Genomic DNA, 21,170 nt, shown 5'->3' on the forward strand with positions numbered 1-21,170 from the left:
AAAGGACGAACAATGAAGAAGTCTCTCCTGATCGCATCGCTGCTGGCCGCTGTTGCTCTCGCCGCTTGCGGCAAGAAGGAAGAAGCCGCCGCTCCGGCCGCTGACACCGCTGCTCCGGCTGCTGCTGCTCCCGCCGCTGAAGCTTCGGCTCCGGCTGCTGAAGCCCCGGCTGCTCCGGCTGCTGAAGCTTCGGCTCCGGCTGCTGAAGCCTCGGCTCCGGCCGCTGACGCTTCGGCCCCGGCTGCCAAGCAGTAATTGGTTCGTACCAACGAAAAAACCGACCTTCGGGTCGGTTTTTTCGTTTCTGCGCCGCTCGCAGCGGCACCCTCAACGCATCACCCTCACCTCATCCGCGGACTGATTGCCAGTCCAGCCCGAAATCCTGGTCCGCCACCAGTACATCCGCCGGCAAGGCGCCGAGTGCCGATGCCAATGCGGCCCTGGCCAGCTCCACCGTGTTGTTCTGCTTGCTGAGATGCGCCGCGACTACGCGGTTCAGTCCGCCATGGACCACCTGCGCAAGAATGCTGGCGGCCACCTCGTTCGCCAGATGACCGAAGTCGCCGCCAATGCGCCGCTTCAGTGAAGCCGGGTAGACCGAGTTGCGCAGCAGCTCGCGGTCGTGGTTGCATTCGAGCACCAGCGAATCGACGCCCGACAAGCGCGCCGTCACATAAGGCGTCTCCATGCCGATATCGGTCAGCACGCCCAGACGCGCATCCCCGTTGGAGAGCACGAACTGCAAGGGCTCGCGCGCATCGTGTGGCACGGTGTACGGCAACACCTGCAGGCTTCCGACGCTGAAGACATGATCGGCAGCACAGACGCGCACGTCGGCCGCGTTGGCGCCCCGCAAATGGCAGGTCGCCAGCCATGTGCCGTGGCTGGTGTGTACGGTCAGGCCATGACGCGCCGCGAAGGCATAGGCGGAGCCGACATGATCGCCGTGCTCGTGCGTCACCAGCACGGCGTCGAGCTGATCCGGCGTGACGCCCAGGCGCTCCAGGCGCCTAGCGGTCTCGCGGATGCCGAAGCCGCAGTCCAGCAGGATGCGGGTGGTGGTGGTTCCTTCGCGGGATTCGACCAGCAGCGAGTTGCCCTCGCTGCCGCTGCCAAGAAAGGCAAAGCGCATCATGCTTGCGCCTGTCTCATTGCATGCCGTGCAAACCGGGCCGGGCGGCCCGTTCGATTTCTCTGCACGCCAACGATCAGTGGAGTTGCTCGTCGAGCAGCGAGAGGATGCGCTTGCCGACTTCGCCGTTTTCCGGCTGGCCAGCTTCGTTGAGGACCGTGACGAGCGTGCCCGACCCGGTGCCCTTGAGCGCCACGCGGTACTTCTTGGCGGTCTTCGGATCATCCGGCTTGGTGAACAGCTTCGAGAAGAAGCCACGGCTGTCGACGCTGGTCCGCGGATCGACATAGCGCACGTAGTACAGGCCTTGCGCGCGGTCGCGGTCTTCCACGGTGAAGTTCACGCGATCAAGCGACAGGCCGACCGAGCGCCAGGCGCGGTCGAACGGCTCGGGCAACTGCAGCGCCGGAGCGCCGTTGACTTGCGCCAGGTAGGACTTGCCTGTGGCCGAGGACGTATCGCCCGCGGTTGCCGCGGCGCCGGTAGCTGCCGCTGCGGCACCGGCCGCCGCGCCGTTGCCAGCCGGCGTCGGGTTTTTGGCCATCTGGTCGGCCTGCTCCTTCTGCACGCCCAGGCGTTGTGCCAGGCGCGAGAGGAATTCGGCTTCCAGCTCCGGATCAGCCGGACGCGGCGTCCAGACCGTGGTCGACTTGTCGACACCGGTCAGCTGCTCCTGCGCGCCGCGATGGCTGATGAAGACTTCGAGCGTGCCGTTCTGCGCGCGCTCGACGCGCGTGCGGAACTTGTCGCGCTCCGACGTCGAGTACAGGCCGTCGAACACCTTGCCGATGGTATTGCGGATGATGTCCTGCGGAATCTTGGCGCGGTTTTCCGCCCAGTCGGTTTCCATGATGCCGGTCTCAGGCGAATCCTGGACCAGCAGGAAACCGCTTTCCTGCCAGAAGCCACGCAGCGATTGCCACAGCTGATCGGCACGCATGCCGTTGCTGATCACCAGCCAGCGCTGGTTGCCATCACGCTCCATGCGCACGCCCTGCGCCGAAGGCAGGACATTTTCGGTCGGCGAGGCTTCGCGGGTCTTGGTCGACTGGCTGTAGTTCGACAGCGTCGACGTGCCGTTCTGGTCGGGCACCGAGTAGCGGCGATCGCCGTCCAGCTTGGTCAGGTCCGGCGGGATATCGAGCGACGGGGTCCGCTTGGAGGCCGACGACTTGTAGTCGATCTTGTCCGGCTGCATGGCATCGTTAATGCTGCTGCAGCCCGTGATAACGCCTGCGGCAAGCACAGGCACAACCAGTGCGGCGCGGCGGATTTGCATCGCGCCACGGCGGTTAAGCTTGAGTTTCATTGACACGCAATCCTAATTGATAGAGCGGCACGGGTGCGCCGGAAATCAGCGCAGCAGGCCGGTGGCGGCCAGTGCCTTGCGCACGGTCTCGTGGTTGGACTCGGACAGCGGCGTGAGCGGGAGGCGGATGCCGCCTTCCATCTTGCCCATCTGCTGCAGGGCCCACTTGACCGGGATCGGGTTGGCCTCGATGAACATGGCCTTGTTCAGCTCGATCAGCTCCATGTGCAGGCGGCGCGCGGTGATGACGTCGCCCTTGAGCGCGGCCGCGCACATCTCGTGCATCTTGCGCGGCGCCACATTGGCCGTGACCGAGATATTGCCCTGGCCGCCCAGCAGGATCAGCGCCACGGCGGTCGGATCGTCGCCGCTATAGATCGCAAAGCCTTCGGGCGCGTCCTTGATCAGCTGCGCGGCGCGATCGATGTTGCCGGTCGCTTCCTTCACCCCAACGATGCCAGGCACCTGCGCCAGGCGCAGGATGGTGTCGTTGTTCATGTCCGCAACCGTGCGGCCCGGCACGTTGTACAGCATCACGGGCAGATCGACCGCCTCGGCGATGGTGCGGAAATGCCGGTACATGCCTTCCTGGGTCGGCTTGTTGTAGTACGGCACGACCTGCAGCGAGGCATCGGCACCGACCTTCTTGGCGAAAGCCGTCAGTTCGATGGCTTCATTGGTCGAGTTGCCGCCGGTACCGGCGATGATGGGAATCCGCTTGCCAGCCTGCTCCACCGCCACGCGAATCAGCTCGCAGTGCTCGTCCACCGTGACGGTGGGCGATTCGCCGGTGGTGCCAACGATCACGATGGCATCGGTGCCCTCGGCCACGTGCCAGTCGACGAGGGCCCGCAGTGCCGGATAGTCCAGGCTGCCGTCCTCATGCATCGGGGTGACGATGGCAACAATGCTGCCGGTAATCTGTGTCATAACGTTAGGGAATTCGGGATGCGAATAACAGGATTGTACCGGAACCGCCGGCCGCTCCGACCGATGTTCCGACAAGCGGTTACATCAAGCGTATCAACGTGTGAAGCCGCATTCTCGCGGACCGGCGAGGCGTCACTTCATGCCGGCAGCCGGTAGCGTGCCGGGGCACTGCCAGCCGCCGTTTCCGGCACCTCGCGCACGGCACACAGGCGTTGCACAAACGCTGTTTTGGGCACTTCAAGAAAGCCATCCTCATAGCCGATCACACGCAGCCCGTGCGTGCGGGCCACTTCAAGCAATTCGCCGGGTCGGAGCAGGAAATCGGGCCGTGAAGGCTTGCCGACGGTCTCATTGCCGCTGGCAAAGGTTTCGTACAGCAGCACGCCGCCGGGCGCCAGCGCATCGACAAGAGCGGGCCATAACGGGCGGTGCAGGTAATTGGTGACGACGACCGCATCGAACGGTGCCTCGTCGGCGAGCGGCCAGGCGCCCTGTTCGAGGTCTTCCACGCGGCCGGCAACAGACGCAGGAAGCGCCGCAACGGCTTCGACATCGCGATCGACACCGACCACGGCATGGCCGCGTCCGGCAAACCAGCGCGCATGCCGGCCACTGCCGCAGGCAAGGTCGAGCACCCGGCCGGCCGGGTGCACGAGATGGGCCCAGCGCGTGACCCATTCTGACGGAGCGCCGGTCGGCGCATGAGCGAACATGGACCGCGCTCCTACTGCAGCAGCATGATGATCGGCCGCAGCATCAGCTCCACTACCGAGCTGAGCAGGTTGATCACCGGCCGCATCCAGACCGAGGTGATCACGCCGGCCGCCACCAGGGCCATGACGACGAAAATGCCGTACGGCTCGATGCGCGACACCGAGTAGGCCACGCGCGGCGGCAGCAGCGCGGTCAGCACGCGGCCACCATCCAGCGGCGGAATCGGGAACAGGTTGAATGCGGCCACCACCAGGTTGACCAGCACGCCGGCGCGCGCCATTTCACTGACGAACGGCTCGGACACATGCGCCCACGCCAGCCCGATCGCGATCAGCGCCCACAGGAAGGCCTGCACCACATTGCTGGCCGGCCCGGCCAGCGCCACCCACATGCCGTGCCAGCGCGGATTGCGCAGCCGGCCGAAGTCGACCGGTACTGGCTTGGCATAGCCGAACACGAACTGTCCGTTGGTCAGCAGGTACAGCAGCAACGGCACGGCAATGGTGCCGATCGGATCGATGTGCCGCGCCGGGTTCAGGCTGACGCGGCCCAGCGCATAGGCCGTGGTATCGCCGAAGTGCTTGGCCACGTAGCCGTGCGACGCCTCATGCAGCGTGATCGCGAAGAGCACCGGCAGGGCGTAGACCGCAAAGGTCTGAATAAGGGAAGAATCCATGGGGCTTATTGTACCGGGCGGGCTGACTGGCAGATCACTCGGCGGCGGGAATTCAGAGTCCGAACCGTGCGATATCGCCCCTGCCTGCGCGCACCAGCTCCGGCTCCCCGCTGGTCAGGTCGATCACCGTTGTGGGCTGGGCCGGCGCCGGTCCACCGTCGACGACGAGGTCAACCATTTTTTCGAGGCGGGTCCGGATCTCCGACGGATCGTTCAGCGGCTCGTCGTCGCCAGGCAACTGCAGCGTCGCCGTCAGCAGCGGTTCGCCGGCTTCGGCAAGCAGCGCGAGCGGAATGGCGTGATCGGGCACGCGCACGCCGATGGTCTTGCGGGCCGGGTGCGACAGCCGGCGCGGCACCTCCTTGGTCGCCTCGAGGATGAAGACGTACGGCCCTGGCGTGGCGCCCTTGATCCAGCGGTACTGCCGGTTGTCGACGCGCGCAAAGCTGCCCAGCTCGGACAGGTCGCTGCACATCAGCGTGAGGTGGTGCTTGTCGTCGATGCCGCGCAGCCGGCGCAGTCGCTCCACGGCTGCCTTGTCGTCAAGCTGGCAGCCCAGCGCATAGCTGGAATCGGTCGGCAACGCGATCAGGCCACCCTGGCGGATGATCTGCACGGCCTGCTTGATGAGTCGCGGCTGCGGGTTAAGCGGGTGGATCTCGAAGTACTGTGACATGGCCGGGCTCAGGTGCGTGTTCGGACAGGATTCGCGGCCGGCGGCCAGGCATCTGCGCCCGCGCCAGCCCGGCGGACTGGGCCGGCTACCAGTCGTGCCATACCGGCGTGACCGTGGACGGCAACGGTGGCAGCGCACCCAGTTCCACGCGCCCTTCCCCGGGGCCGTGGAAGTCCGAGCCGCGCGATGCCAGCAAGCCGTAGTGCCGGGCCACCGTGGCGTAACGCTGGTACTGGTCCGGCGTATGGCTGCCGGTCACCACCTCGACCGCGCCGCCGCCCAGCGCCGTGAACTCGTCGAACAGCGCGTCGTGCTGGGTGTCGGTGTAGTTGTAGCGGCCCGGGTGGGCCATCACGGCGATACCGCCAGCCGCGCGGATCCAGCCAACGGCCTCGGACAGGTTTGCCCAGCGGTGCCCCACGTAGCCAGGCCGCCCTTCGGACAGGTACTGGCTGAAGACGTCGCTGATCGTGGCACAGTAGCCCTGGTCCACGAGCCAGCGGGCGAAATGCGTGCGCGAGATCAGGTCCGGATTGCCGACATGCTTCAGCGCGCCCTGATAGGCACCTTCGATGCCGATCTTCGCCAGTGCGTCGCCGATATCGCGGGCCCGCCGCGCACGGCCAGAGCGCGTGTCGGCAAGGCCGTCGATCAGCTCCGGACAGAATGGGTCGATCTGCAGGCCGACGATATGCACGGTCTGCCCGGCCCACGTCACGGAGATCTCGACGCCCGGGACGTAGCGCATGCCCAGGGACTCTGCCGCAGCACGCGCCTCGGCCTGCCCGCCGACCTCATCATGGTCCGTGAGCGACCACAACCGCACACCGCCGGCATGCGCGCGTTCGGCAACGGCGCGTGGCGGCAATGTGCCATCGGACACGGTGGAATGGCAGTGCAGGTCTGCGTTGAGTGTATGGGGGTCGGGCATGGCGTTATTCTACTCCCGTATGTGCGTTCGGGCTGGCTCGATCCCCGCCACGCAAAGCCCTTGCCAGCAACGCTGGCGTCGACGGCGTGGCGCCAGTGGCGCGGTATAGTCGGGTTTTGGATTCACCGCCGCACCAAGCCAATGTCCACCGACAACACCACTGCGCAGCCCGGCACCGCCGACACCACCATCACCACCGACGTGCTGATCGTCGGCGCAGGCCCGGTCGGCCTGTTCGCCGCATTCCAGGCCGGTGTGCTCGGCCTGAAATGCGAACTGATCGACGTCCTGGATCGCGCGGGCGGCCAATGCACCGAGCTGTACCCCGAAAAGCCGATCTACGATATCCCGGCCGTGCCGGGCTGCCTGGCCCAGGACCTGGTGGATCGCCTGCTGGAGCAGTGCGCGCCCTTTGCCTTCCCGATGCACTTCAACCAGCGCGCCGAAAGCGTGGCCGAGGTGATGCCCGTTCAGGGCGACGGCCATGCCCGCCTGCTCGTGACGACCGACGCCGGAAAACGCTTCGACGTTGCCGCCGTGCTGGTCTGCGCCGGCGCCGGCGCCTTTGCGCCGCAGCGCGTGTCGCTGCCGGAGGCGCCAGCGCTGGAAGACCGCCATGTGCACTACGCGGTGCGCGATGTATCGCGCTTCGCAGGCAAGCGCGTGGTCGTCGCAGGCGGCGGCGATTCCGCGCTCGATTGGGCGCTCGCGCTGCGCAAGGTGGCGGCACGCGTCACCCTGCTGCACCGGCGCGAAGGCTTCCGCGCCGCCGACGGCACGGTGGCCGAGATGCGCGCCGCCGTGGCGGATGGCGAGATGGATTTCGTCGTCGGCATGCTTGGCACCCTCAAGACCACGGGCGAAGGCAACGATGCCGCGCTCACGGAGATCGAGGTGCGCAGCCGCGACGGCGTCCAGACGCTGCCCGTGGACGAACTGGTGGCGCTCTACGGACTAGTCTCCGAGCCCGGCCCGATCGCGCAGTGGGACATGGACATGCGCGCCGGCCGCATCCTGGTGGATACCACCACCTATGAGAGCTCGCGGCGCGGCATCTTCGCCGCCGGCGACATCGCCTACTACGCCAACAAGCAGAAGCTGATCCTGTCCGGCTTCCATGAGGCCGCGCTGGCCTTGCGCAAGGCCTATCACTACGCGTTCCCCGAGAAGTCGCTGGTGCACGTGCACACCAGCAACAACGCCGCGCTCAAGGAAAAGCTCACGCACGCCTGAGGGTTACGCGTTCAGGTGCAGAACGACTCGATCAGCGCCGCCACCGCGGCGGGCTGGTCATGGTGCAGCATGTGGCCCGCATCATCGATCACCGCCTCGCGGAAATCGCGGAACGCGCGGAAACGCTCGCGGAACGCTTCAAGCGACTGCTTGTGCGCGATATGGCGCAGGGTTTCCGAATCGCGGGCCTCCACGTGCAGCACCGGGGCGCTCACCTGCGCCCAGATCGCCATGATTTCCTCGAGCCGGTACAGCACCGGATTCACCAGCTTGTGCGCGGGATCGCCGAGGATTTCCCATTGTCCGGCTTCGTTGCGGCGCGACCAGTGCTCGGCCAGGAACGCGGCGCGATCGTCCGGCAGGCGCGGATTGGTCTTCTGCAGCCGCGCCGCCACGCCGGCGACATCTTCGTAGGCGCGCAACTCAGGCCGTTCGCGCAGTTCATCGAGCCAGCGCGCATAGCGTTTCGGCGCCTGCTCCGGGCGCGTCTGCGTCATGCCAAACCCTTCGAGATCGACCACCCGGCGCACGCGCTCGGGCCGAATGCCGGCGTACAGGCAAGCCACGTTGGCGCCCATGCTGTGCCCCACCAGGTCCACCTGACCTTCGGGCTGGTAGTGGTCGAGCAGCGCTTCCAGGTCGGCAAGGTAGTCGGCAAACCAGTAAGAATGCGTGCCCGGATAGCGCGTCGGCCAGTCGCTGTCGCCAAAGCCGCGCCAGTCGGGCGCGATCACGTGCCAGTCGCGCTCCAGGCAGTCGACCAGGAACTGGAACGATGCCGCCACGTCCATCCAGCCATGCAGCATGAACAGCCTGGGGGCGCCCGGTGTTCCCCACTCGCGCACGTGGCAGCGCAGCCCACGCAACGTGATAAATTCAGAACGCGAGGTTTCCTTGATTGTCATTTGTCTCCCCTGGTTGCGGACTTTCCCAGCCTTGCCCGGAACCGGGAGCCGGCGCGGAAGCCCGCTTAAAATCGAACGATCGTTCGCAGAATTATAACGAGACTGACAAGGAGACAGCAGCATGGCAGCAGCGGCCCTGCCGGCAAGCCGGCGCGACGACTATCAGGCGCTCTACGACACCTTCCGCTGGGCGGTGCCCGCGCACTTCAACCTGGCCGAAGCGTGCTGTGGACGCTGGGCGCGCGACCCGGCCACCGCCGACCGCATCGCGGTCCATACCGAGCACGAAGACGGGCGGCGCGACGCGTTCAGCTTTGCGCATCTCCAGGCGGAAGCCAACCGGCTCTCCGCGGCATTGCGCGACCTTGGCGTGCAGCGCGGCGACCGCGTCGCCATCGTGATGCCACAGCGCATCGAGACGGCCATCGCCTACATGGCGATCTCCCAGCTCGGCGCCATCGCTACGCCGCTGTCGATGCTGTTCGGGCCGGAGGCACTGGCATACCGCCTCGGCCACAGCGAATCCGTGGTGGCGATCGCCGACGAGACCTCGATCGACAACGTGCTCGCGGCGCGCCCGGAATGCCCGACACTCGCCACCGTGATCGCCGCTGGCGAGGCGCGCGGGCGCGGCGACCACGACTGGGACGTCCTGCTGGCCGCGCAATTGCCGACGTTCACCGCCGAGCAGACCAAGGCCGACGAAGCCGCCGTGCTGATCTACACCAGCGGCACGACGGGTCCGCCCAAAGGCGCGCTGATCCCGCACCGGGCGCTGATCGGCAACCTCCCCGGCTTTGTCTGCTCGCAGAACTGGTATCCGCAGGGCGACGACGTGTTCTGGAGTCCCGCCGATTGGGCCTGGACCGGCGGACTCTGGGATGCGTTGATGCCGGCGCTGTACTTTGGCAAGCCGATCGTGGGCTACCAGGGCCGGTTCTCGGCCGAGCGCGCGTTCGAGCTGCTGGAACGCTACGGCGTCACCAACACCTTCCTGTTTCCCACTGCGTTGAAGCAGATGATGAAGGCCTGTCCGGAGCCGCGGCAGCGCTATACGCTGAAGTTGCGCGCGCTGATGAGCGCGGGCGAAGCCGTTGGAGAAACCGTCTTCAGCTGGTGCCGCGACGCCATGGGCGTGGTCGTCAACGAGATGTTCGGCCAGACCGAGATCAACTACATCGTCGGCAACTGCACGGCCCAGCATGACGACGCGTGCCTGGGCTGGCCGGCGCGGCCAGGTTCGATGGGCCGGCCCTACCCCGGCCATCGCGTACAGGTCATCGATGACGAAGGCCGGCCGTGCGCGCCCGGCGAGGACGGCGAGGTGGCGGTCTGCACCACGGACCTCCACGGCCATGCCGATCCGGTCTTTTTCCTTGGCTACTGGAAGAATGAAGCGGCCACGGCCGCGAGATATGTCGAGCGCGACGGCTTGCGCTGGTGCCGCACAGGCGACCTGGCCCGCATCGATGCCGACGGCTACCTCTGGTACCAGGGCCGGGCCGACGATGTGTTCAAGTCGTCCGGCTATCGCATCGGCCCGAGCGAGATCGAGAACTGCCTGCTCAAGCATCCCGCCGTGTCGAACTGCGCGGTGGTGCCTTCGCCGGACACCGAGCGCGGCGCCGTGGTCAAGGCCTTCATCGTGCTGACGCCTTCGGTGGCGCGCTCGATCGACAGCGACGCGGCCCTGGTGACCGCGCTGCAGGAACACGTGCGCGGCCAGCTCGCGCCTTACGAGTATCCCAAGAAGATCGAGTTCATCGACCAGTTGCCGATGACGACTACCGGGAAGGTCCAGCGCCGGGTGCTCAGGCTGCTGGAGCAGGAGCGTGCGGCCGGCAAGGGCTAACCCGCCGAGGCCTCCAGCCACGCCAGTTCATCCTCGTCGAAACCCGCGGCGCGGCGCGCATCGAGGTTGAACGGACCGCGCAGTTTTGGCGCGCGATGCTGCTGCGCCAGCGCGGCATAGGTCGATACGGGATCGAGCCCGCGCTGCGCGCACAGCCATCGGTACCAATGGTTGCCGATGGCCACGTGCCCCACTTCATCGCGCAGGATGATGTCGATGATGGCGGCGGCCGCGTGGTCGCCCACCCCGGCCAGCTTGGTGCGCACCGGCGGCGAGGCATCGAGCCCGCGTGCCTCGAGCGTGCGCGGCACCAGCGCCATGCGCGCCAGCACGTCGCCGGCGGTGCGGTCGCACATCTCCCACAGGCTGTTGTGGGCGGGGAAATCGCCGTAGCCAAATCCCAGCGTGCCGAGGTGGTCCGCCAGCAATGTGAAATGCAGCGCCTCTTCGTCGGCCACGCGCAGCCAGTCGCGGTAATAGTCGGCCGGCATGCCGGGAAAGCGCCAGACCGCATCGAGTGCCAGGTTGATGGCATTGAATTCGATGTGGCATAGCGCGTGGATCATGGCGGCGCGCCCCTCGTCGGTATGCAGCGAGCGGCGGCGCTGGACTTGTTGCGGCGGCACCAGTTCGGGTCGTGGCGGGCGGCCCGGAATGCCGAGCGTCGCGTGGGCGTCGATGTGATCTTCCGCCCCAAGCCGGGCGACATCGGCCTGAGTGAAGTCCCGGAACAGCGCGCGGGCGGCATTGGCCTTGTCGCGCGCATCGGTCAGGCAAAGCACGCCGAGTGCCTGCTGGCGCAGCGTTTGTGCGGGATCAGGCAGTCGGGCGGCGGGTGAAATCTCTGGCATAGGCGTAAAATCCGGTCTGCCGCCATTGTAGAGCCACGCCGGTCACCCCCCCGGCCGTTCAGCGGCGTGCCGGCACAAGGCCGGACGCGGCCATTCCCCTGGCTCTTTAAAGGCCGGCGGCAACCCCCAGATAACTACCTTCGTGCAGGAGACTCCATGGCGCTGTACCAGCTCGGCGAACTCGTTCCCAATATCGACCAGGACGCCTACGTGGCCCCCGAAGCCACCATCATCGGCAACGTGACCATGAAGTCGCGCGCCAGTGCCTGGCCGGGCGTCGTGATCCGGGGCGATAACGAACCGATCGTGGTCGGCGCGGACACCAACATCCAGGAAGGCTCCGTGCTGCACGTCGATCCGGGCTGCCCGCTGACGCTGGGCGACAAGGTCTCCATCGGCCACCAGGCCATGCTGCACGGCTGCACGGTCGGCGAAGGCTCGCTGATCGGGATCCAGGCCGTGATCCTGAACCGCGCGGTGATCGGCAAGGAATGCCTGGTTGGCGCCGGTGCCGTGGTGACCGAAGGCAAGGTATTCCCGGACCGCTCGCTGATCCTTGGCGCGCCTGCCAAAGTCGTGCGCGAACTGACCGACCAGGACGTGGCCAATCTCTACCGCAATGCCGAGACCTACGCCACGCGCCAGGCCATGTACAAGCAACAGCTCAAGCGGATCGACTGACACACTCCGCGGCTGCTACAACCGATTGACAGACAGATTATTGTGACCGATACGACCACCCCCGACACCCTGCAGAAGTTCCTGTTCGACGCGGCCCCCGTGCGCGGCGAACTGGTCCGCATGGAAGCCACCTGGCGCGAAGTGCTGAACCGCCACGCCTATCCCGCGCCCGTGCGGCGCGTGCTGGGCGAGATGATGGCTGCCGCCGCGCTGCTGTCGGCCAACCTCAAGTTCAACGGCGCGCTCGTCATGCAGCTGCATGGCGATGGCCCGGTGCGCATGCTGGTGGTGGAGTGCCTGTCCGACCTGTCGATGCGCGCCACAGCCAAGCTCGCCGAAGGCGCGCAGATCGCCGACGACGCCACGCTGACCGATCTCGTCAATGTCCACGGCCATGGCCGCTTTGCCATCACGCTCGACCCGAAGGACAAGCTGCCGGGCCAGCAGCCGTATCAGGGCATCGTGCCGCTGGCGGACGCCCATGGCCCGCTGGCCAGCATGAGCGCCGTGCTGGAGCACTACATGCAGGCCTCCGAGCAGCTCGACACGCGCCTGTGGCTGGCCGCCGACGACCATGCCGCGGCCGGCATGCTGCTGCAGAAGCTGCCGTCGTACGGCGGCACGCAGGAAGTCGGCGAAACCGGCTCCGCGCTGGCCGGGCACGGCCGCGCGCAGGACCTGGATACCTGGGACCGCGCCTGCCAGCTCGGCAACACGCTGAAGGCCGACGAGCTGCTGGCCGAGACGCCGGACACGCTGCTGCGCCGCCTGTTCTGGGAAGACCTGCAAGCGGCCGGCCTGCGCGTGTTCGAACCGCTCACCCCGCACTTTCACTGCTCGTGCTCGCGCGCCAAGGTGGCGGGCATGCTGCAATCGCTGGGACAGGAAGAGATCGACGGCATCGTGGCCGAGCGCGGCAATGTGGAAATCCACTGCGATTTCTGCGGCCAGCGCTATGAATTCGATGCGGTGGACTGCGCCCAGCTGTTCACGCCGTCGCATGTCGCCACCGGCGCCGGTGAAGGCGCGCATCACCATCATTGATCCGGAACCGGCCCGCCGGGCCGGACCTGCAGCGGGCATGTCGGCTGCGAACCACCCTGCAAGGCGCAAGTCCAACAGCTAAGCTGTTATCGATGGCGCCGTCTCCACCGAGCCGGCGCGACGTTCCGACCCGCCAGTCCTCGCCGCCATGCCCGCCACCCGCTTTCCCTGCCCCCTGCCTGTCCTGCCAGCGTTGCTGGCTGCCGCGCTGCTGGCCGGCGGCTGTGCCGCGCCGGTGCCGCGCGATATCAACGGCACGCCCGCGACTGCCCGCCTGGCCCCGGATGCGGCTTCCGGCGCCCCGCTCAGCGTCGAACAGATGCAGCAGCTCGACGCCCTGAACCAGCAGATCCTGCACGACCAGGAGGCGGCCATCGGCCGCCAGCAGGCCGCCGAGGCGGCCTACCGCGCGTACGCCTACCCGACGACAAGCTGGAATCTTTTCTATGGAGGCTGGGGCGGCGGCCACTGGGGCGGTGGCGTGGGCATCAGCTCGCCCGGCTACTGGGGCGGCTACCCGTACGGGTGGTAATCCTCGCGGGACACATGGCTAAACCGCCCGGCGAAGCGGGCGGTCAACTGGCAAGCGCTCAGTGGCGGCCTGTGGCGGCAGTCGAATTCGGCGGGGGCGGCAGCGGCGGCGTGGCGCTGACCTTTGGCGCCGGCGCAACGAACTGCACGAACACTTCGCCGTCCTTCACCATGCCCAGTTCATAGCGGGCACGCTCCTCGATGGCGCCGGTGCCGTCCTGCAGGTCCTTCACTTCCCCTTCCAGCTTGGCATTGCGCAGCTTCAGCGTCTGGTTCCGGGTGGCCTGCTCCTGCACCTGCCGGTTGAGTTCCCAGACCCGCAGCCAGCCGCCCTTGCCGAGCCAGAGCGGATACTGGATGGCCAGAAGCAGTACGAACAACAGCAAAGAAATCAGGCGCATGAGGCGTGGCGGACGGAAATTTCCGCACAATGATGTGCGAACTCGGGCCGGAAGGCAATGGCAGCCAGATTTCGATACAAATCCGGATACAAAGAACGGCGGCGGCACGGGTAAATCCGTGCCGCCGCCGTCAGGGGCGCATCAAGCGCCCGCCGGGGTTCAGCGCAGGTTGTAGAACGCGCTCTTGCCCGGGTAGCTGGCGATATCGCCGAGGTCTTCCTCGATGCGCAGCAGCTGGTTGTACTTCGAGATACGGTCCGAACGCGACAGCGAACCGGTCTTGATCTGGCCGGCGTTGGTGCCCACGGCGATGTCGGCGATGGTGCTGTCTTCGGTTTCGCCCGAACGGTGCGAGATCACGGCGGTGTAGCCGGCGCGCTTGGCCATCTCGATGGCAGCGAAGGTCTCGGTCAGCGTGCCGATCTGGTTGATCTTGATGAGGATCGAGTTGCCGATGCCCTTCTCGATGCCTTCCTTCAGGATCTTGGTGTTGGTCACGAACAGGTCGTCACCGACCAGCTGGACGCTCTTGCCCAGCTTGTCGGTCAGCGTCTTCCAGCCGTCCCAGTCGCCTTCGGCCATGCCGTCCTCGATCGACACGATCGGGAACTTGTCGCACAGGTTGGCCAGGTAGTCGGCGAACTGCTTCGACGACAGCTTCAGGCCTTCGCCTTCCAGCACGTAGACGTCTTCGGCTTCGTGGTAGAACTCGCTGGCGGCGCAATCCAGCGCCAGCAGCACGTCTTCGCCCATGCGGTAGCCGGCCTTTTCGACGGCCTGGACGATGGTGTTCAGGCACTCCTCGTTCGACGAGAAGTTCGGGGCGAAGCCGCCCTCGTCGCCCACGGCAGTGGACATGCCCTTGTCGGACAGGATCTTCTTCAGCGCGTGGAAGACCTCGGCGCCGCAGCGCAGGGCTTCACGGAAGCTGGTCGCCGACACCGGCATGATCATGAATTCCTGGATATCCAGGCTGTTGTTGGCGTGCGCGCCGCCGTTGACGATGTTCATCATCGGCACCGGCATCTGCATGGCGCCCGAACCGCCGAAATAGCGGTACAGCGGCAGGCCGGCTTCTTCCGCGGCGGCCTTGGCAACGGCCATCGACACGGCCAGCATGGCGTTGGCGCCCAGGCGGCCCTTGTTCTCGGTGCCGTCCAGATCGATCAGGGTGCGGTCCAGGAAGGCCTGCTCGGAAGCATCCAGGCCCATGATGGCTTCGGAGATCTCGGTGTTGATGTGCTCGACGGCCTTCAGCACGCCCTTGCCCAAGTAGCGGCCCTTGTCGCCGTCACGCAGTTCGATGGCTTCGCGCGAACCGGTCGATGCGCCCGACGGCACGGCCGCACGGCCCATCACGCCGGATTCCAGCAGCACGTCGCACTCGACGGTGGGGTTGCCACGCGAGTCGAGAACCTCGCGACCGATGATATCTACGATTGCACTCATGAATTCCTCTCTGACTGTTGATTCTTGCTGCTGCGGATTACTGCAACCTGCTTGTGTCCTGCTCGTGTCCTGCTTGTGTCCTGCTCGTGTCAGGGCGATGTCACGCGCCCTGAAAACGCAAAAAGGGCTTGCCGGCTCAGGCCACGCCCTCGACCACGATCATGTTCATGCGCGCCGCGTGCTCGCGCGCCTTGCGGGCAGCGCGGTAGGCCTCGCCGTCATGGAAGGCCCTGGCGGCTTCGGTGCTCGGGAATTTCAGCACGACGACGCGGGTCGGCGCCCATTCCCCTTCAAGGTTTTCGGCCTTGCCGCCGCGCACCACAACTTCAGCGCCATGGATCTGCATGGCCTTGCTGGAGAGCACCTTGTATTCCTCGTACTGCTGGGGATCGGTTACGTCGACGTACGCGATGATATAGCCCGCGGCCATGCTGTATCTCCGGATGTTTTGTATTGTCTTTCGATACGGCTTGTCACGGCCGGCCCAGCGGCGGTGACAAGCCGGGGCCTGCTCAGGCGCAGGCGGGCCAGCCGAAGTTGTCTTCGAGGAAGCCGGCGCGCTTGGTCAGCGCGTCGAGGTCCCTGAGCACGGCCAGCAGTTCCTTCATGCGCGACAGCGGCACCGCGTTCGGGCCATCGGACATGGCCTTGCTCGGGTCCGGGTGCGTCTCCATGAACAGCCCGGCGATACCGGTGGCCACGGCGGCACGCGACAGCACAGGCACGAACTCGCGCTGGCCGCCGGAACTCGTGCCTTGCCCGCCCGGCAACTGCACCGAGTGGGTGGCGTCGAATACTACGGGAGCACCGGTCTCGCGCATGATCGCGAGCGAACGCATGTCCGAGACCAGGTTGTTGTAGCCGAAGGACACGCCGCGCTCGCAGGCCATGAAGACGTCGTCCGGCAGGCCGGCTTCGCGCGCAGCGTCGCGGGCCTTGTCGATCACGTTCTTCATGTCGTGCGGCGCCAGGAACTGGCCCTTCTTGATGTTCACCGGCTTGCCGCTCTGGGCGCAGGCACGGATGAAATCAGTCTGGCGGCACAGGAAAGCCGGCGTCTGCAGCACGTCGACCACGGCCGCCACCGGCTTGATCTCGTCGATCTCGTGGATGTCGGTCAGCACCGGCACGCCGATTTCGCGCTTCACAGTCGCCAGGATTTCCAGCCCTTTCTCCATCCCCAGGCCGCGGAACGACTTGCCCGACGAACGGTTGGCCTTGTCGAACGACGACTTGTAGATGAACGGGATGCCCAGCTCGCCGGTGATCGCCTTCAGCTCGCCGGCGGTATCCAGCGCCATCTGCTCGGACTCGATCACGCACGGGCCGGCGATCAGGAAGAACGGTTTGTCGAGGCCAGCCTCGAATCCACAGAGTTTCATGACAGTCTCCTGCTCGGCGCCCGGCTTCAGGCGCCCTTGCGCTGCTGGCCGGCCAGCGCGGCTTCGACGTAGGCCTTGAACAGCGGATGGCCGTCACGCGGCGTGGAGGTGAATTCCGGGTGGAACTGCACGCCGACGAACCACGGGTGCATCGACTCCGGCAGTTCCATCATCTCGGGCAGGTTCTCGGTCGGGGTGCGCGCGGAGATCACCATGCCGGCGTTTTCCAGCGTCGGCACGTAGTGGTTGTTGACCTCGTAGCGGTGGCGGTGACGCTCGTTGACCTCGGCACCATAGATCGACGACGCCTTGGTTCCCTCGTTCACCGGCACGCGCTGCGCGCCCAGGCGCATGGTGCCGCCCAGGTCGGAATCCGCCGAACGCTGTTCGACCTTGCCTTCGCGGTCGACCCATTCAGTGATCAGCGCGACCACCGGGTGTTCGGTTTCCAGGTTGAACTCGGTCGAGTTGGCGTCGGCCATATTCGCCACGTGGCGCGCAAACTCGATCACGGCCAGCTGCATGCCCAGGCAGATGCCCAGGTACGGCACCTTGTTCTCGCGGGCGTACTGGATCGCGCGGATCTTGCCTTCCGTGCCGCGCTTGCCGAAGCCGCCCGGCACCAGGATGGCGTCCAGCGGGGCCAGCACTTCCAGGTGGCCCGATTCCAGTTCCTCGGAATCGATGTATTCGATGTTCACGCGCGTGGCGGTGTGCATGCCGGCGTGGCGCAGCGCTTCGATCAGCGACTTGTACGACTCGGTCAGGTCGACGTACTTGCCGACCATGCCGATGGTGATCTCGTGCTGCGGGTTTTCCTGCGCGTTCACCAGCTTCTGCCACATCGACAGGTCGGCCGGCTTCGGATCCAGGCGCAGCTCTTCGCAGATCAGGCGGTCGAGGCCCTGCTCGTTGAGCATCTGCGGGATCTTGTAGATGCTGTCGGCATCCCACACCGAAATCACGGCGTCCTGCGGGATGTTGGCAAACAGCGAAATCTTGGCGCGCTCGTCGTCCGGGATCGGGCGGTCGGCGCGGCACAGCAGCGCCGTCGGCGAGATGCCGATTTCGCGCAGCTTCTGCACCGAGTGCTGGGTCGGCTTGGTCTTCAGCTCGCCGGCGCTGGCAATGAACGGCACCAGCGTCAGGTGCACGAACGCGCAGCGGTTGCGGCCCATGCGCAGGCTCATCTGGCGCGCGGCTTCCAGGAACGGCAGCGATTCGATGTCACCCACGGTGCCGCCGATTTCCACCAGCGCCACGTCGGCCTTGCCGTCGTGCGAGGCAGCGGCGCCGCGCTCGATGAAGGCCTGGATCTCGTTGGTGATATGCGGGATCACCTGCACGGTCTTGCCCAGGTATTCGCCGCGGCGCTCCTTGCGGATCACCGATTCGTAGATCTGGCCCGTGGTGAAGTTGTTCGACTTGCGCATCTTGGCCGAGACGAAGCGCTCGTAGTGGCCGAGATCGAGGTCGGTTTCCGCACCGTCTTCCGTGACAAACACCTCGCCATGCTGGAAGGGGCTCATCGTGCCGGGATCGACGTTGATGTAGGGATCTAGCTTGAGGAGGGTGACTTTGAGGCCGCGCGACTCGAGAATGGCCGCGAGCGAAGCAGCAGCGATGCCCTTGCCGAGAGAAGAGACGACGCCACCGGTGACGAAGACGAATTTGGTCATAAACCGAGCTTGCCGGGGAAATCGGGATTATACATGAGACCCCGCCCCCCGCAGGCCCGGAAATTGTGACACCAGCGGGCCGGCAGCGCGTCTGCGGCGCATGTGCCGCTTCCGGCTCAGCGGCCTTCGCGCCGCATCCCGGCGATCAGTTCGCGGATCAGTTGCGCCGTTTCCTGGGGCCGCTCCATCGGGTAAAGATGGCCGCCCTCGATGAAGCGCAGATTCTCGCCGACCAGCTTGCGCGTAGCGGAAAGCCCGCATTGCCGCACCTCGCGCGAACGCGTGCCGGCCACGAATCCGACCGGCACCGGCGCGCCGCGCGCCACCTTGCGGCCCAGGCTGGTCGGCAGCGTGCGGTAGATCCAGTATTCCACCTCGCGGTTGAAGCGCAGTTGCCGCTCGTCGTCCTTGCCGGTGGGCTCGGTCCCATGCAGCGCATAGTCGCGCAGCATGTCCTGGTCCCAGATCGCGAAATTCGGCTTGGCGCGGAAATGCTCCCACACCGCCTCGGTATCCGGCCAATGCGTGCGCCGGTTCCTGGTCACCGCGGCCGGGCCCGGCTTCTCGTCCATGCCCAGCAGCTGCGCGGTCCTCAACAGCGATGCGCGCCAGCCCGCGATGATCGGGGAATCGAGCATTACCACGCCGCGCACCCATTCGGGGCGCCGCAGCGCAGCCATCAGCGACAGGAAGCCGCCCAGCGAATGCCCCACCAGCCACACCGGCTCGCGGTACTGGCGCTGCAGCGAATCGAGCAACTCCTCGACAAGGTGCGGCCAGCCGCGCGTCACCGGGTACTCGGGCCGGTGGCCGTAGCGCTCCACGGCGCGGAATTCGAAATCAGCTTCCAGCTCGGCGAACAGCTTCCGGTACGTCGGCACCGGAAAGCCATTGGCATGGGAAAAATGAATGATCTCGCGCATCGCCCGCTCGCTTAGTCCTGCGTGCGCGAACGTTCTCGCATGGCGCGCACGGGTTGCCCCCAGCGGTCCGCCTCGCCCGTGCGGGCGAGCGGGAAATCGGCCTCGCGCTCGGCATCCCATTCGGGGTCGCTGATCTCGCCGAACACCTGGCGCAGGCGATGTCCCCAGGTGTCGCGGATCATACGGAAATACGCGTTGCGCTCGTCGATATTGACGAAGTGCGTAACCTGCAGCGTGTCAGCTTCGTAGACCAGCAGATCAAGCGGCAGGCCGACCGAGATATTCGATTTCAGCGTCGAATCCATCGAAATCAGCGCACACTTCGCCGCCTCGCCAAGCGGCAGCGAAGGGTGCACCACACGGTCGATAATCGGCTTGCCGTACTTGGCTTCACCGATCTGGAAATAGCAGTTCTCGGGCATCGCCTCGACGAAATTGCCGGCCGCGTAGACATTGAACAGCCGCGCGCGCTCGCCGCCGATCTGGCCGCCAAAGATCAGGCTGACGTTGAAATCGATGCCGGCATCGCGCAACGCATGGGCATCGCGCTTGTGCACCTGGCGCACGGCATCGCCGACGATGGACGCGGCCTCGAACATATCCCGCGCGGTCCACAGCGAGCGCTTCTCGTCGCGCGCCTCGGCCAGGCACTGGCGCACCGACTGGCTGATGGCCAGGTTGCCTGCAGTCAGCAGCACCATCACGCGGTCGCCGGGCTCTTCGAACACCGTCATCTTGCGCGCGGTGGATATCGCATCGACACCGGCATTGGTGCGCGAATCGGAAAGGAACACCAGGCCGGCGTCGAGTTGCATGGCAACACAATAAGTCATGGTCTTGTCGGGTTCTCACAGAACCGTGCGGGTGGCAGCGGGAATTCTAGCGTCCGGCGGACACCCTGCGGGACGGTCCCGGCAGATTGGAGACAGTGCTCGAATTTGGGGCGCACCGGCCGGCACGGCCTCGATATGACCTCGAACCGGTGCGGCGGGCCGCGCGCCCCTTCAGTCCGTCAGCGGCGTGATGGCAATATTCACCTGCAGGGTCTCGCCGCCGCCGCCCTCGAGAATGCCACGGACCGGTGCCGCAGACTGGTAGTCACGTCCGACCGCAAGCCGCACGTGCCGGTGATCCGTCACACAACGGTGCGTCACATCGATGCTGCACCACAGGTCCTGCCCCGCATCCAGGCAGACATCCGCCCAGGCGTGGCTGGCCAGTTCCGTGGCCGCCGGATCGTAGAAGTATCCGCTTACATAGCGCGCGGGAATGCCGAACGCGCGGCACGCGGCCACCATTACCTGCGCCTGGTCCTGGCAAACCCCGCTGCCAAGATGGAACGCCTCGGCCGCGGAGGTGCCAACATGCGTGGTGTTGGCTGCATAACGTACGTGATCGGCGATGCCGCCGGCCAGCGCCAGCAGCGCCGGCACCTCGTGTCCGGATGCCAGGAACGGCGCGGCGAATGCCTGCATCTCAGGCGGGGCGGCGGTCAGCGGCGTGCCGCCGACGAAGTACAGCGGCGAGACCCGCGCCTCGCCCGCAGCGGGCGCATCGCGGAAGGCATGATGCCCGTCTCGCCCGACTTCACCGTGCGCAGTTGTGACCTCTACTTCACCGATCGCAGTGATGGCGATGGTGTCGGCCGGGCCCTTGACGGTGAAGTTATGGACGATATTGCCGAAGCCATCGCGCGCCTCGGAAAGGTTGCCAGGTGCCTGGAGTTCCCAGCCCTGCACGGCCTGCAGCGGCCCCGAGCGCGGCGCGAGCCGCAATTCGTGCACGCTGCGCCGCACCGGTTCCGCGTAGTGATAGACGGTCTGGTGATGAATCTTGTATTTCACGGTGTTCGGAAGGCCGCCGCGACGACT

At 66.3% G+C, this 21,170-nt stretch carries 23 protein-coding genes; 6 read left to right on the top strand and 17 right to left on the bottom strand.

The window, feature by feature from the left end; translation table 11 throughout:
• Positions 1 to 12 precede the first annotated feature (12 nt).
• Entirely contained in the window at positions 13 to 255 is a 243-nt protein-coding gene (locus AC3FKH_RS18035) for a hypothetical protein (RefSeq protein WP_488677210.1), read from the top strand.
• A 91-nt stretch (positions 256 to 346) separates the two neighbouring features.
• Here the strand turns inward: AC3FKH_RS18035 and AC3FKH_RS18040 are convergent, their stop codons facing one another.
• The 7 genes from AC3FKH_RS18040 to AC3FKH_RS18070 all read right to left on the bottom strand — a co-directional run bounded on the left by AC3FKH_RS18040 (position 347) and on the right by AC3FKH_RS18070 (position 6,368).
• The gene (locus AC3FKH_RS18040) at positions 347 to 1,135 is read right to left on the bottom strand and encodes an MBL fold metallo-hydrolase (RefSeq protein ID WP_488677211.1); all 789 of its coding nucleotides are present in this window, start codon (positions 1,133 to 1,135) and stop codon (positions 347 to 349) included.
• Between the two features lie 73 nt (positions 1,136 to 1,208).
• On the bottom strand, positions 1,209 to 2,441 hold the full coding sequence (gene bamC / locus AC3FKH_RS18045; protein ID WP_488677212.1) for an NlpB/DapX family lipoprotein: 1,233 nt from the start codon (positions 2,439 to 2,441) through the stop codon (positions 1,209 to 1,211).
• A 45-nt stretch (positions 2,442 to 2,486) separates the two neighbouring features.
• Positions 2,487 to 3,371: a 4-hydroxy-tetrahydrodipicolinate synthase gene (gene dapA, locus AC3FKH_RS18050; RefSeq protein ID WP_488677213.1), complete on the bottom strand. Its 885-nt coding sequence runs from the start codon at positions 3,369 to 3,371 to the stop codon at positions 2,487 to 2,489.
• Positions 3,372 to 3,508: 137 nt separating this feature from the next.
• On the bottom strand, positions 3,509 to 4,084 hold the full coding sequence (locus AC3FKH_RS18055; RefSeq protein WP_488677214.1) for a class I SAM-dependent methyltransferase: 576 nt from the start codon (positions 4,082 to 4,084) through the stop codon (positions 3,509 to 3,511).
• Positions 4,085 to 4,095: 11 nt separating this feature from the next.
• Positions 4,096 to 4,761 (bottom strand): site-2 protease family protein, encoded by a 666-nt coding sequence (locus tag AC3FKH_RS18060; RefSeq protein ID WP_483731806.1) that lies wholly within the window; start codon positions 4,759 to 4,761, stop codon positions 4,096 to 4,098.
• 52 nt (positions 4,762 to 4,813) lie between these two features.
• A complete protein-coding gene (locus AC3FKH_RS18065) occupies positions 4,814 to 5,437 on the bottom strand; it encodes an L-threonylcarbamoyladenylate synthase (RefSeq protein WP_483731805.1) in 624 nt (207 codons plus the stop codon).
• Between the two features lie 85 nt (positions 5,438 to 5,522).
• Positions 5,523 to 6,368 (bottom strand): 3',5'-nucleoside bisphosphate phosphatase, encoded by an 846-nt coding sequence (locus tag AC3FKH_RS18070; protein ID WP_488677215.1) that lies wholly within the window; start codon positions 6,366 to 6,368, stop codon positions 5,523 to 5,525.
• Positions 6,369 to 6,509: 141 nt separating this feature from the next.
• Between AC3FKH_RS18070 and AC3FKH_RS18075 the strand changes: the two genes are divergently transcribed.
• Positions 6,510 to 7,601, top strand: a complete 1,092-nt coding sequence (locus AC3FKH_RS18075) for an NAD(P)/FAD-dependent oxidoreductase (RefSeq protein WP_488677216.1) — start codon at positions 6,510 to 6,512, stop codon at positions 7,599 to 7,601.
• 11 nt (positions 7,602 to 7,612) lie between these two features.
• On the opposite strand, the gene AC3FKH_RS18080 is transcribed toward AC3FKH_RS18075, so the two are convergent.
• Positions 7,613 to 8,506 (bottom strand): alpha/beta fold hydrolase, encoded by an 894-nt coding sequence (locus tag AC3FKH_RS18080; RefSeq protein ID WP_488677217.1) that lies wholly within the window; start codon positions 8,504 to 8,506, stop codon positions 7,613 to 7,615.
• 121 nt (positions 8,507 to 8,627) lie between these two features.
• Between AC3FKH_RS18080 and AC3FKH_RS18085 the strand changes: the two genes are divergently transcribed.
• A complete protein-coding gene (locus AC3FKH_RS18085; protein WP_488677218.1) occupies positions 8,628 to 10,358 on the top strand; it encodes an acetate--CoA ligase in 1,731 nt (576 codons plus the stop codon).
• Here AC3FKH_RS18085 and AC3FKH_RS18090 read toward each other — a convergent pair.
• On the bottom strand, positions 10,355 to 11,209 hold the full coding sequence (locus AC3FKH_RS18090) for a ferritin-like domain-containing protein (protein WP_488677219.1): 855 nt from the start codon (positions 11,207 to 11,209) through the stop codon (positions 10,355 to 10,357). The genes AC3FKH_RS18085 and AC3FKH_RS18090 overlap by 4 nt on opposite strands.
• A 156-nt stretch (positions 11,210 to 11,365) precedes the next feature.
• Here AC3FKH_RS18090 and AC3FKH_RS18095 point away from each other — a divergent pair, with 156 nt between their 5' ends.
• From AC3FKH_RS18095 to AC3FKH_RS18105, 3 genes are all read left to right on the top strand, one after another.
• The gene (locus AC3FKH_RS18095; RefSeq protein ID WP_488677220.1) at positions 11,366 to 11,890 is read left to right on the top strand and encodes a gamma carbonic anhydrase family protein; all 525 of its coding nucleotides are present in this window, start codon (positions 11,366 to 11,368) and stop codon (positions 11,888 to 11,890) included.
• Between the two features lie 42 nt (positions 11,891 to 11,932).
• Positions 11,933 to 12,934: an Hsp33 family molecular chaperone HslO gene (hslO, locus tag AC3FKH_RS18100; RefSeq protein WP_488677221.1), complete on the top strand. Its 1,002-nt coding sequence runs from the start codon at positions 11,933 to 11,935 to the stop codon at positions 12,932 to 12,934.
• Positions 12,935 to 13,082: 148 nt separating this feature from the next.
• A complete protein-coding gene (locus AC3FKH_RS18105) occupies positions 13,083 to 13,466 on the top strand; it encodes a hypothetical protein (RefSeq protein ID WP_488677222.1) in 384 nt (127 codons plus the stop codon).
• Positions 13,467 to 13,524: 58 nt separating this feature from the next.
• On the opposite strand, the gene ftsB is transcribed toward AC3FKH_RS18105, so the two are convergent.
• The 8 genes from ftsB to AC3FKH_RS18145 all read right to left on the bottom strand — a co-directional run bounded on the left by ftsB (position 13,525) and on the right by AC3FKH_RS18145 (position 21,143).
• On the bottom strand, positions 13,525 to 13,866 hold the full coding sequence (ftsB, locus tag AC3FKH_RS18110; protein WP_483711038.1) for a cell division protein FtsB: 342 nt from the start codon (positions 13,864 to 13,866) through the stop codon (positions 13,525 to 13,527).
• A gap of 159 nt (positions 13,867 to 14,025) precedes the next feature.
• On the bottom strand, positions 14,026 to 15,315 hold the full coding sequence (gene eno, locus AC3FKH_RS18115) for a phosphopyruvate hydratase (RefSeq protein ID WP_488677223.1): 1,290 nt from the start codon (positions 15,313 to 15,315) through the stop codon (positions 14,026 to 14,028).
• A 136-nt stretch (positions 15,316 to 15,451) separates the two neighbouring features.
• Positions 15,452 to 15,745, bottom strand: a complete 294-nt coding sequence (locus AC3FKH_RS18120) for a DUF1330 domain-containing protein (RefSeq protein ID WP_488677224.1) — start codon at positions 15,743 to 15,745, stop codon at positions 15,452 to 15,454.
• Positions 15,746 to 15,827: 82 nt separating this feature from the next.
• Positions 15,828 to 16,697: a 3-deoxy-8-phosphooctulonate synthase gene (gene kdsA / locus AC3FKH_RS18125; RefSeq protein WP_488677225.1), complete on the bottom strand. Its 870-nt coding sequence runs from the start codon at positions 16,695 to 16,697 to the stop codon at positions 15,828 to 15,830.
• Between the two features lie 26 nt (positions 16,698 to 16,723).
• The gene (gene pyrG / locus AC3FKH_RS18130) at positions 16,724 to 18,376 is read right to left on the bottom strand and encodes a CTP synthase (RefSeq protein WP_488677226.1); all 1,653 of its coding nucleotides are present in this window, start codon (positions 18,374 to 18,376) and stop codon (positions 16,724 to 16,726) included.
• A gap of 116 nt (positions 18,377 to 18,492) precedes the next feature.
• A complete protein-coding gene (locus AC3FKH_RS18135) occupies positions 18,493 to 19,299 on the bottom strand; it encodes an alpha/beta fold hydrolase (protein ID WP_488677227.1) in 807 nt (268 codons plus the stop codon).
• 11 nt (positions 19,300 to 19,310) lie between these two features.
• A complete protein-coding gene (locus AC3FKH_RS18140) occupies positions 19,311 to 20,132 on the bottom strand; it encodes a proteasome-type protease (protein ID WP_488677228.1) in 822 nt (273 codons plus the stop codon).
• 171 nt (positions 20,133 to 20,303) lie between these two features.
• Positions 20,304 to 21,143, bottom strand: coding sequence for a transglutaminase family protein (locus tag AC3FKH_RS18145; protein ID WP_488677296.1), 840 nt, complete (start codon positions 21,141 to 21,143; stop codon positions 20,304 to 20,306).
• Positions 21,144 to 21,170 lie beyond the last annotated feature (27 nt).

The organism is Cupriavidus sp. 21MJTG02-4, assembly GCF_057798975.1.

Bases quoted from the DNA above. Each gene is read 5' to 3' on its own strand.
- AC3FKH_RS18035 (WP_488677210.1), top strand. From the start codon at position 13: ATGAAGAAGTCTCTCCTGATCGCATCGCTGCTGGCCGCTGTTGCTCTC.
- AC3FKH_RS18040 (WP_488677211.1), bottom strand. From the start codon at position 1,135: ATGATGCGCTTTGCCTTTCTTGGCAGCGGCAGCGAGGGCAACTCGCTG.
- bamC (WP_488677212.1), bottom strand. From the start codon at position 2,441: ATGAAACTCAAGCTTAACCGCCGTGGCGCGATGCAAATCCGCCGCGCC.
- dapA (WP_488677213.1), bottom strand. From the start codon at position 3,371: ATGACACAGATTACCGGCAGCATTGTTGCCATCGTCACCCCGATGCAT.
- AC3FKH_RS18055 (WP_488677214.1), bottom strand. From the start codon at position 4,084: ATGTTCGCTCATGCGCCGACCGGCGCTCCGTCAGAATGGGTCACGCGC.
- AC3FKH_RS18060 (WP_483731806.1), bottom strand. From the start codon at position 4,761: ATGGATTCTTCCCTTATTCAGACCTTTGCGGTCTACGCCCTGCCGGTG.
- AC3FKH_RS18065 (WP_483731805.1), bottom strand. From the start codon at position 5,437: ATGTCACAGTACTTCGAGATCCACCCGCTTAACCCGCAGCCGCGACTC.
- AC3FKH_RS18070 (WP_488677215.1), bottom strand. From the start codon at position 6,368: ATGCCCGACCCCCATACACTCAACGCAGACCTGCACTGCCATTCCACC.
- AC3FKH_RS18075 (WP_488677216.1), top strand. From the start codon at position 6,510: ATGTCCACCGACAACACCACTGCGCAGCCCGGCACCGCCGACACCACC.
- AC3FKH_RS18080 (WP_488677217.1), bottom strand. From the start codon at position 8,506: ATGACAATCAAGGAAACCTCGCGTTCTGAATTTATCACGTTGCGTGGG.
- AC3FKH_RS18085 (WP_488677218.1), top strand. From the start codon at position 8,628: ATGGCAGCAGCGGCCCTGCCGGCAAGCCGGCGCGACGACTATCAGGCG.
- AC3FKH_RS18090 (WP_488677219.1), bottom strand. From the start codon at position 11,209: ATGCCAGAGATTTCACCCGCCGCCCGACTGCCTGATCCCGCACAAACG.
- AC3FKH_RS18095 (WP_488677220.1), top strand. From the start codon at position 11,366: ATGGCGCTGTACCAGCTCGGCGAACTCGTTCCCAATATCGACCAGGAC.
- AC3FKH_RS18105 (WP_488677222.1), top strand. From the start codon at position 13,083: ATGCCCGCCACCCGCTTTCCCTGCCCCCTGCCTGTCCTGCCAGCGTTG.
- ftsB (WP_483711038.1), bottom strand. From the start codon at position 13,866: ATGCGCCTGATTTCTTTGCTGTTGTTCGTACTGCTTCTGGCCATCCAG.
- eno (WP_488677223.1), bottom strand. From the start codon at position 15,315: ATGAGTGCAATCGTAGATATCATCGGTCGCGAGGTTCTCGACTCGCGT.
- AC3FKH_RS18120 (WP_488677224.1), bottom strand. From the start codon at position 15,745: ATGGCCGCGGGCTATATCATCGCGTACGTCGACGTAACCGATCCCCAG.
- kdsA (WP_488677225.1), bottom strand. From the start codon at position 16,697: ATGAAACTCTGTGGATTCGAGGCTGGCCTCGACAAACCGTTCTTCCTG.
- pyrG (WP_488677226.1), bottom strand. From the start codon at position 18,376: ATGACCAAATTCGTCTTCGTCACCGGTGGCGTCGTCTCTTCTCTCGGC.
- AC3FKH_RS18135 (WP_488677227.1), bottom strand. From the start codon at position 19,299: ATGCGCGAGATCATTCATTTTTCCCATGCCAATGGCTTTCCGGTGCCG.
- AC3FKH_RS18140 (WP_488677228.1), bottom strand. From the start codon at position 20,132: ATGACTTATTGTGTTGCCATGCAACTCGACGCCGGCCTGGTGTTCCTT.